Source organism: Chamaesiphon sp. VAR_48_metabat_403 (genome assembly GCF_031422475.1).
Lineage (GTDB): Bacteria > Cyanobacteriota > Cyanobacteriia > Cyanobacteriales > Chamaesiphonaceae > Chamaesiphon.
Genome location: NZ_JANPLS010000143.1, coordinates 1 through 7,219 on the forward strand (window position 1 = coordinate 1; position 7,219 = coordinate 7,219).

A 7,219-nucleotide genomic window follows, 5' to 3' on the forward strand; every position below is an offset into this window, starting at 1 on the left:
CGCGGTATTTATTGCTTATGCGCTGGTGATTTATCCATTAATCGGCTATGCACTGGGGCGAATCTTCCCGTCAACACCTACGTTTGGGACACCTTGCCCGACAACTATTTTCACATTTGGTTTGCTCCTGTGGGCTGACAGGAAAATCTCATTGAATTTATTGATTATTCCAGTTCTATGGTCGATCGTCGGAACTTCAGCGGCTCTGAGCTTTGGAGTCAAAGAAGATTTCGGATTGCTCGTAGCGGCAACGATGGGAACCGCTGCGTTGGCGAAGCCTATCGGAACGATAATCGTTCAGCACAATTTAACACTGAAAACAGCACAAACATTATAAATTCACCAAAAATATCATCGAAACACTGGAGCTAATCATGACTAAATTAATTTCTCTCAATGCACTCTGGGATTCGGCAACACCTACCGAGCTGGTATTCAGCCCAGATAAACTCGCTCACTTGCCAGAACTAGCAAAACGGTATCTCGAACATGCAATTGCACCCGGAACAAAGATCGCCTCTGCGGTGCGTTTGAAAATGCACGGCGAAATTAAACTAAAAAACTGGATTCCATTTACAGCCGAGCAAGTCATTTGCTGGGAGCATGGACTGATTTGGAGTGCTACAGCCTGGATGAATGGCTTCTTGCCAATTGTCGGATCGGATTGCATCATCGATGGCATCGGTGGGATGCAGTGGAAGTTGCTCGGATTATTCCCTGTGATGACGGCGAGTGGTACCGATCTTACGCGGTCTGCGATCGGTCGCCTCCAAACAGAGTCAGTGTGGTTGCCGTCTGTATTCTATGGCGATGATGTTTCATGGACAAGCACAGAGTTATCGGATCTAGACTCCAATTTGCATTCCAGTTTTGTCGTGCAGGGCGACCGCGCCGAACTCGATTTCACTATGGATCGATCGGGTCGCCTCAAGACCACCAAGTTACCACGCTGGGGCAACCCAGAAGGTGCTGAGTTCCATTACGTGGACTTCGGTGGAATTTTAGAGCAAGAGGGTACATTTGGCGGCTACACCATTCCAACCCGTTTACGGGTTGGATGGTACTTTGGCTCAAATCGATTTGAGTCAGAGGGCGAATTCTTCCGAGCCACGTTGGCGTAGCCTCGGCTTTGCCGAATCGATGATGCCATCTATCGGTAGACCGATCTACAAGGAGTTAAAGTGACAAACTCAAAACATATCGCCGGATTAGTCGGCCCGACTCTAATTGCCATGACCATATCCGAATCCAAATTTATCCAGCCTCATCTCTATGACACCCAAATTGCCCCTGTCATTTACCTTTCAGGCACCTTGCTCTTTGTTGCTGGTCTGGCGATCGTCCGCGCTCACAATCGTTGGATGGGCGACTGGACAGTTCTGGTAACGCTGATAGGTTGGTTTGCCATTTTCGGTGGACTGTTTCGGATGTTTGCGACAGGGTTGTACCAGCAGGGTGCTCAGAATACCACGGCTCTGTTAGTGCTGGAACTCGTTCTGCTGGCGATCGGGATTTTTCTGACCTTCAAAGCCTATGTAAGCATAAAATCGTGAAATATAAAATGCAAAGTTATTCAAGCCAGCGAAAGGCGCGGCGTAACTCAGCAGTGCCATTATTCTCATACCAACGACCGTGGGCTAGAATCACTTTTTCTGGGTTCCACTGAAGTATTCGCTTTAAACAGCTACGGGCTTGTTTCTTTTGCCCCCAAAATGTCATTCGCAATTACTAAAAACCTTCGATGATTTTGCGGCACAGGTTAAACAAGCTCTCCAATCAAAATGGCAGACAGACCATTTTGACTTTCTGGTTCATAATGCTGGGACTGGTGTAGGCGCGTCTTTTGCAGATACGACAGAAGCAGATTTTGACCACTTGATGAATATCCATCTCAAGGGTGTTTTCTTTCTCACTCAGAAATTGCTGCCGCTGATTAATGATGGCGGACGAATTGTAAATCTCTCTAATGGTTTGACGCGGATTATCTTGCCTGGATATGCTGCTTATGCCAGTATGAAAGGTGCGATTCGGCAGAGCCGACGCTTCACGAACGAGACTTTAACTAAATACATGGCAAAAGAATTGGGCGCGCGGAAGATTGCAGTAAATGTGGTGGCTCCTGGGGCGATTCTCCTTTGGGAGAGGCTTCGCCAACGAAACCGATTTCGGTGGCGGTGCCGTGCGGGACAATCCAGGCATTAATCAACATTTTGCTTCAATTACTGCCTTGGGTCGTGTTGGTCTGCCTGATGACATTGGTGGGGCGATCGCGGCACTATTATCTGAAGATAATCAGTGGGTGAATGCCCAGCGGATTGAAGTCTCTGGCGGTCAGTCGATTTAGTAGGTAAGTTAAGAGACAGAAAATCGTCAGAATCTGATAAATTCCCGTTAGATTCTGAAACAAATTCCGTGTGAGCGATCGCTACAATACTAATATTCAGTAGGAGTCCATCTATAAAGTGGGAGATTTTCTGTGGCTCCTCAAATTGGTACAAGAGAACACTCGTTTTGTTTCTATTCAAAGTTAAAGCCCGTACACTTCACTCTAAAGGCAAATATTATTGATGCAAAATGCTAAATTAGTAGATAAAAATATTAGTAGTAAATGTATTGCAAAAAGTGAGCTTGACAGATTACTCAGTGTGTCCGGCAAGCTCTCTAAAGATGCTCGAGCAACCAATGATTTAAGAGTAAATGACTCGACAAGCGAAGACATTTCAGTGCTCGCAATGTCTTCGTTACCGGAGCATTTCCTTTGGAGAATCGAGCAATTGACCGAAGTTTCAGTGCTGAAAGATTTGCAAGCGACCCATCTCATTGCTTTACAGCCACATACACAAATTCATTTCTATCAAAAAGGTGATGTGGTGATGACCGAAGGAGATCGATTGTCACCACAACTCTATACGCTGATTCAAGGGACACTTCGACTTACTCGGATTGGTACTTCGGGAAAAGAAACGCTCCTACGGACGTTATTGCCGAATGAAATTTTTGCGGCTCCAGCATTATTTGGCGATGCCATCGCTCCAGCGACAGTGACAGCAACGATCGAGTCTCAAGTATTGACGATCGAGCGAGCAGCCCTACTCCAACAGATTCGGCAGACTCCCGAACTAGCATTTAGAATTTTAGAGATATATAATCAGCGGCTCCAACAAATGCACCAAACGATTCATGGTCTGGTTTCCGAGTCAGCAATCGTGAGATTGGCAAATCTATTGCAACGCCATGCAAACAAATCTGGAACTGTTCGCGTTGTGCAAGGCGAACAATTAAATCTCAAGTTATCTCATTATCAAATTGCTCGAAGTATCGGTATTAGTTATGAAGAATGCGTCCGATTGCTCAGTCAAATCAAAGCAATTGTATTTTATCAACGTGGTGGGAAAATTATTATAATCGATCGTGAAACTTTAGATGCGATCGCCGCTGGGACGATCGATCTAAAGACTCTAGTTCAAAATCGCGAAGCGCGGTCTTGAATTGGTCAAACTTCCACCTCACTATCCCTCTAGACGGCAGGATTTAAGATTTCGGCTGGATATTCAGCACCATCTAGCATTACTTGTGCGACCACTCCATAAGCCTCAATCCAGGCTTGTTCGACACTAGGTGTCCACGCTTCCTCTAGGCAAATGGCAAAGACTTTTAGCAGCGTACTGCCCACCATTGGATAATGTTCGGGTAGCACCCCATACTTAACATGGCGAGTTCCTAGCCCTTTAAGCGCACCAGTAAGAACATCAGATTTGCGGAGACTATCTACAACTAAAACTAGCGATTTGAAAAGTTTCTTTTGCTGTTCTACCATGTCGGAATTGGTAAACAGTGGTTTGATAATTGGATAATCGGTAAACAAATTAGTATAAAAATGGGCAGAAAAATCGGTCTCTCGCTCTTTGATTTGTGCGAAGCTAGATTCTAGTAATTCAACATTCAAAGACATATGGTAGCTTCTCACTGCTTATCTATCAATAGAATTCTGTCACGATCGTCTAAATTAATCTATGAGCTATCTCATAAAAAGAAATTATAGAACAGCTACACGATCGAGGTGTTGCTGTTTCGGCGAATCTTCCCTAAGACTGGACTTCGATGCTAATGGAAAGCATTACAAGTCAGAGCCTCAAGGCTACTTTGAGGGTGGAAAAGTAGTTGATACCAGAGTAACCGCTACTGTCTCGCCTGATTTCACTTTCACAGTGGACGACAAGTAATGAATTTTAAGTGAGCAAATTGATGATGTCAAAATTTAAAATTCGGATCGTCTCAATTGGGTCGAATGAAGCTCAACTAATTAAAGCAATCCGTCTTGTTGCCGATCTGAAGCTACTCGATGCGGCGTTAGTATTTGCCTATCTCCGAGATCGCGATCGCTGCATCTTAGTGGCTGGAGTCAGTGGTGAAGTTGCCGAGCATGCCGCGAACTTGCTGCGCTTGGCTGGAGCAGAGGTTATGATTGAAGCATCGAGTTCAGAGATACCAACAGTTTTGCGTCCGCAAGCCGATCGACGATACAAATGGCATTGGTTCCGTGGCCCCATCCCGATTTAAATTTTCCAGAAGTGTTTATTTGGCGGCTTTTCTTATTAACCCAAACTGACGTTAATCAAATCTCGATCTGACGATTTAAATTTCTTTAGGCTCGGCAAATTTTTTGGACATCTTCATCATAGGCAGAGTGTGGTTGTTTGGTAGCAAAATTTCAAATCGATCGATCGTCTGATAGCCAAACCTAGCATATAAAGGTTCGCCAGCTAACGTCGCCACAATCTCGATCGTTTGGAATCCAGCAGCTACAGCAGCCAGCTCGCACTGACGCATAATTTGACTGCCAATTCCTCGGCGCGCCCATACTGGATGCACGAAGAATGCGCGAATCTTGGCAGCATGAAACGCCGGATCGAGCAGCCAGTCGTCTGCACCTGTCTTGCTGAGATCTCCACCATAAGCTGTTGTCCTTCTACTCCAGCCACCACAGCCGACAATTTGACTGTCACTCTCGGCAACAAAATAGGTTTTGTCTTCAATTAATTGGCTATCGACTGCAAACACAGTGCCTAAAGCTCCTTCAATTTGTGCGGGAGTATAGTAGCTTGCTTGCAGCATTCTCACCGATATGGGAATTAAACTTGTTAAAGCGGGAATATCTTCTAGACGAGCTAGGCGAATCTGGATATTCATCTAAGTTCTTGAGATAACGTGAGTTTCTCCTGTTGGAGAGGCTCCGCCAACGGGATAAGGAAAGGAGCAAAAAAAGGTCGAAATAGGTAGCTTGGAAGTACCAAATAACCGACTAAACTGAATTGCCCTATGCCTAGTGTAGAAGAACTATTTTGTCTTGTTGCGCTTTTTACGTCGGGGAACCCGACGAGCGCGCACCGCTGCTCCGTCGATGATTTTTGCCAAGTTTTTGAACATCAGTGGCAACGTCAACTGCTCAAGCATGATTTGCAAGTGCGAAAACGTAAGCGCAGCCTATGCTTGAGCAGTCGAACTAGCGGAATGTGGGTACTCGATTCGGCAAAGCCAACCTTGCGCGAACGGAATTCGATCGGGTAGCATCTTGTAGCAATTTTCTTAACCCGATCGAAGTGGTTACTTAGAATCTTCAGAGATAGTCGCTCCCGCACTGCGGAGTTCATCCAGGAACCATTGGGAATCTGAGAGTAGTTCGGGTAGGTAAAGTCCAGGGCGAGCAGGAGGACGGTCATTCAGTCCCAATGCCGACGCGAGCGAAAGCACGATGCTCAGACCCGTGAGTGAGGCTGTGCCCTGCTTGAACTCCAGGGTCGATCGCGAATTCTTCATTCGACCATCGGCTTCGCCCTCGATCTCGACGACGATCTCGGTCGCCGCTTCACCACCCCGACGGCGGCTGGACGATTCACCATTCACCAGGTCGAAGCGGATATCCGGTGCCCCAGTTACGGCATGGAGACTCGCGGTATCAAACGTGGAAAATGCAGTGGCATCGAGCGATCGACCGTCAACTGATGTGAACTTGCCCTTGGCAGCATCGCCAGACAGCCATCCGCGCCGCCCACCCTCGAATACCAGTGCGGCAGGAGCAGCACTGTGTACCCGCTTCATGTCTTCGATCGCCGCTGGCCCAACGGGGTCTTGCTCATCGACGATTGCGCCGAGCCTGATGGAGCGGACGCTCTCAAAGCCTTTGGCACTATTGAGTGCCAGCAACGTGGCTGCACCAGCCATCCAATGACTTGCAAGCACGACGGGTGCTGCGGTCGCACGATGCGCGAACAGTGCTAATTCGGGGCCGATTTCGGTGATGGCAGCGTTGATGTTCAGGTAAGGAACGCCCAAGTCCTGCGCGTAGCTCAAGCCTTTAAGTCCGGCTTCGGGAGCCAACATGACCACAGCAGCGACGGCAACGTCGTCACCGAGTCCTAAGTGGTGCCGATCGAGATCTATGGCAACGGCTTCGGCAGTGCCTATCTCCTGGGCGACTTCGCCTGCCGCTTGCAGGTTTCGCCGACGAGCAATCGAATGCAAGGGTGCCGCTCGCGGAACCACCTGACGGCAGTACGCCCCACGAAGCCCGATCCTCCGGCGAAAAGTACCTGTCCTAACGCCACCTTATTTTCGAGTATATTCATCCTTAATGTGTCTCCAATTCGGGTTAACTCAGCCATTGTTCGAGTTCGATGAGATTGCCATCTGGGTCGCGAACACACGCAGAGATCGCGCCTCCCGTGATACCATCCTCTGAAAATTGCCAAGGACTGCTGGCAATGCCGACACCTTTGGACTTTAAGTGGGCGATCGCTTCATCCAAATTAGGCACAGCGAAGGTCAAGATAATCTTGGCATCACTAGGATCGTAGGTTGCTGTCTCAACCGAGTCGATATAGTCTTTCAACCTCGTTGGCGTAGCCTCTCGGAACGAGACTCGATTGAGAATCGTAATTTTGGTCGCACCTGCATCAAATTCGGTATATTCTTGGGTATCATTAGCCATCGAAACCTTCAAGCCCAAAACATCTTGATAGAACAGCTTGCAAGCTGCGTAGTCTCGAACATTCAATCTGGTGTAGACATAACTGAGATTCATCTGTTATTACCTCTATTTCTGCTGGATGCGACGATCGGGTTTTACGCTCCTGTGCTGAGAAATTGCTTTACTGTTATCGGGTGAATCTGGGGATAGCGATCGTTTTCAACGCGATTCTCATTCTGAGAGGCTACGCCA

The 7,219-nt window shown here is 47.5% G+C and carries 10 protein-coding genes and 1 pseudogene; 7 read left to right on the forward strand and 4 right to left on the reverse strand.

What is annotated here, in order from left to right; all coding sequences use genetic code 11:
- The 5 genes and pseudogenes from RMO79_RS06850 to RMO79_RS06875 all read left to right on the forward strand — a co-directional run.
- Nucleotides 1–337, forward strand: a 337-nt coding sequence (locus tag RMO79_RS06850) for a DUF6064 family protein (protein WP_310482331.1), incomplete at its 5' end; no start/stop codon positions are given.
- 37 nt (nucleotides 338–374) lie between these two features.
- Nucleotides 375–1,121, forward strand: a complete 747-nt coding sequence (locus RMO79_RS06855) for a DUF6920 family protein (RefSeq protein WP_310482332.1) — start codon at nucleotides 375–377, stop codon at nucleotides 1,119–1,121.
- 60 nt (nucleotides 1,122–1,181) lie between these two features.
- Nucleotides 1,182–1,553: a hypothetical protein gene (locus tag RMO79_RS06860; RefSeq protein ID WP_310482333.1), complete on the forward strand. Its 372-nt coding sequence runs from the start codon at nucleotides 1,182–1,184 to the stop codon at nucleotides 1,551–1,553.
- A 139-nt stretch (nucleotides 1,554–1,692) separates the two neighbouring features.
- A pseudogene (locus RMO79_RS06865) lies at nucleotides 1,693–2,344 on the forward strand (SDR family oxidoreductase).
- A gap of 430 nt (nucleotides 2,345–2,774) precedes the next feature.
- A complete protein-coding gene (locus tag RMO79_RS06875) occupies nucleotides 2,775–3,488 on the forward strand; it encodes a Crp/Fnr family transcriptional regulator (RefSeq protein ID WP_310482337.1) in 714 nt (237 codons plus the stop codon).
- Between the two features lie 29 nt (nucleotides 3,489–3,517).
- Here RMO79_RS06875 and RMO79_RS06880 read toward each other — a convergent pair whose 3' ends face one another.
- Complete coding sequence (locus RMO79_RS06880; RefSeq protein WP_310482338.1) at nucleotides 3,518–3,952, reverse strand: globin family protein; 435 nt, start codon at nucleotides 3,950–3,952, stop codon at nucleotides 3,518–3,520.
- 293 nt (nucleotides 3,953–4,245) lie between these two features.
- Between RMO79_RS06880 and RMO79_RS06885 the strand changes: the two genes are divergently transcribed.
- On the forward strand, nucleotides 4,246–4,560 hold the full coding sequence (locus RMO79_RS06885) for a hypothetical protein (RefSeq protein WP_310482340.1): 315 nt from the start codon (nucleotides 4,246–4,248) through the stop codon (nucleotides 4,558–4,560).
- Between the two features lie 75 nt (nucleotides 4,561–4,635).
- Here the strand turns inward: RMO79_RS06885 and RMO79_RS06890 are convergent, their stop codons facing one another.
- On the reverse strand, nucleotides 4,636–5,190 hold the full coding sequence (locus RMO79_RS06890) for a GNAT family N-acetyltransferase (RefSeq protein ID WP_310482342.1): 555 nt from the start codon (nucleotides 5,188–5,190) through the stop codon (nucleotides 4,636–4,638).
- Between the two features lie 129 nt (nucleotides 5,191–5,319).
- Between RMO79_RS06890 and RMO79_RS06895 the strand changes: the two genes are divergently transcribed.
- Nucleotides 5,320–5,568, forward strand: coding sequence for a hypothetical protein (locus RMO79_RS06895; protein WP_310482344.1), 249 nt, complete (start codon nucleotides 5,320–5,322; stop codon nucleotides 5,566–5,568).
- Between the two features lie 36 nt (nucleotides 5,569–5,604).
- On the opposite strand, the gene RMO79_RS06900 is transcribed toward RMO79_RS06895, so the two are convergent.
- Complete coding sequence (locus RMO79_RS06900; protein ID WP_310482346.1) at nucleotides 5,605–6,240, reverse strand: hypothetical protein; 636 nt, start codon at nucleotides 6,238–6,240, stop codon at nucleotides 5,605–5,607.
- 409 nt (nucleotides 6,241–6,649) lie between these two features.
- Nucleotides 6,650–7,081 (reverse strand): VOC family protein, encoded by a 432-nt coding sequence (locus RMO79_RS06905; RefSeq protein ID WP_310482348.1) that lies wholly within the window; start codon nucleotides 7,079–7,081, stop codon nucleotides 6,650–6,652.
- Nucleotides 7,082–7,219: the final 138 nt, after the last annotated feature.